This is a genomic window from Streptomyces specialis (genome assembly GCF_001493375.1).
Taxonomy (GTDB): domain Bacteria; phylum Actinomycetota; class Actinomycetes; order Streptomycetales; family Streptomycetaceae; genus Streptomyces; species Streptomyces specialis.
Genome location: NZ_LN929849.1, coordinates 1 through 1,965 on the forward strand (window position 1 = coordinate 1; position 1,965 = coordinate 1,965).

The window sequence follows — 1,965 nt, forward strand, 5'->3', positions numbered from 1 at the left end:
TTTGTGTGAGTGGCAACTACAATGAGTGAATCTTTGTTGTTGATTTCAAGCAGAAGACGGCATACGAGATTCCTGCCTGTCTCGTGGGCTCGGGAATGTGTATAAGAGACAGCTCTACGACCGGCTCGAAGCACTCGGCTTCGGCTACGGCCCCACCTTCCGCGGCCTGCACGCCGTCTGGAGCGACGGCAACTCCCTCTACGCCGAAGCCACGTTGCCCGCCGACACCGACAGCACCGCCTACGGACTGCACCCCGCCCTCCTCGACGGCGTGCTGCACTGCTCCTGGCTCGGCCTCCTCTCCGGAGCCGAAACCGGCGACTGCCTCCTCCCGTTCACCTGGCAGAACATCACCCTGCACGCCACCGGCGCGCGGGCCGTACGCATCAGGATCACCCCGGCCGGAAGCGACGCCGTCACCGCGCTCGTCGCCGACGACACCGGGCATCCCATCGCCTCCATCGGCACCATCAGCCTGCGCCGGTTCACCGCCACACGCCTCCGCGAAGCCATCGCCGCCCGCTCCCGCCACCAGGCCACCCACGACTCGCTGTTCCGCCTCGACTGGCAACCCGCCACCTCCGGCCGCCCCGACCCGGCGGACACCACCGCGTATCTCGCACCCCTCGCACCTCCCGCGCGGGACACGGCCGACAGCCCAGCCGCCCACCACGCCGACCTGGCCGCCCTCGCCCGAACCATCGACAACGGAACGCCCGCCCCCCGCACCGTTCTTGCGGCCGTCCCCGGCGACACCGTCCACGAGACCACACGCAACGCCCTCGGCCTCGTTCAGGACTGGCTCGCGAACGACCGGTTCGCCGACTCGCGCCTCGTGGTCGTCACCCGCCGCGCGATGACGGTGAACGGCGAGACCACCGAACCCGACCTCGCCCAAGCCGCCGTGTGGGGCCTGATCCGCTCCGCCCAATCGGAGCAACCCGGACGAGTCGTCCTCACCGACTGGGACGGCGACGACGACTCGTGGGCCGCACTGCCCGACGCACTGGCCCGCGTACTGCCCGGTGGCGAGACGCAGGTGGCGCTACGGCACGGCGCCGCGTTCGTACCGCGCCTCATCACCGCACCCCCGGCAGCGTCGTCACCGTTCGCCGCCGACCCCGACGCCACCGTGCTGATCACCGGAGGCACCGGCGTCCTCGGTGCCCTCCTGGCACGGCACTTGGTCACCGCACACGGCGCGCGACGTCTGCTGCTGGTCAGCCGGCGAGGCCCCGACGCCGAAGGCGCCGACGCCCTCCGCGACGAACTCGCCGCGCACGGCGCCGACATCACCATCGCCGCCTGCGACACCGCGGACCGCGACGCCCTGGCCCAACTCCTTGCCGCCATCCCCGCACACCACCCGCTGAGGGCCGTCATCCACCTCGCCGGTGTCACCGAGGACACCACGGTCACCTCGATGACGACCGAGCAGATCACCAACGTCCTGCGTCCCAAGGCCGACGCCGCCTGGCACCTGCACGAACTGACCCGGCACCTCGACCTCAACGCATTCATCCTCTTCTCCTCCATCTCCGGCACCCTCGGCGGCCCCGGACAGGCCAACTACGCCGCGGCGAACACCTACCTCGACGCCCTCGCCCGGCACCGGCACACCCAGGGACTCCCCGCCGTGGCCATGGCCTGGGGCCTATGGGCCGAGGACAGCGGCATGACCAGCAAACTCGCCGCCGCCGACCGGGCCCGCACCCGCCGACTCGGCCTCGTCGCCATGCGGTCGGACGAAGCACTCGCCCTCTTCGACGCCGCCTGCGGTTCCCCCGAGGCGATGTTGTGCACCGCCCGCCTGGACCTCCCCGGCCTCGCAGTCCGGGCCGCCCGGGACGGCGGTGGGCGCGACCGTCGATGGTTGCCGGGTCGTCGTTTCCGAGTTGGCCATGTCCGAGCTGGTGCCGAGGAGGTCGGTGCGCAGGTGGCGGGCCGGGGCGTGTGGCGTGGGGT

General features: G+C 71.3%; 1 protein-coding gene. It reads left to right on the top strand.

Features of this window, described 5'->3' with window-relative positions:
• Positions 1-97: 97 nt before the first annotated feature.
• Positions 98-1,965: SDR family oxidoreductase (locus BN2279_RS09475; RefSeq protein ID WP_159037171.1), on the top strand; the 1,868-nt coding region annotated here is incomplete at its 3' end.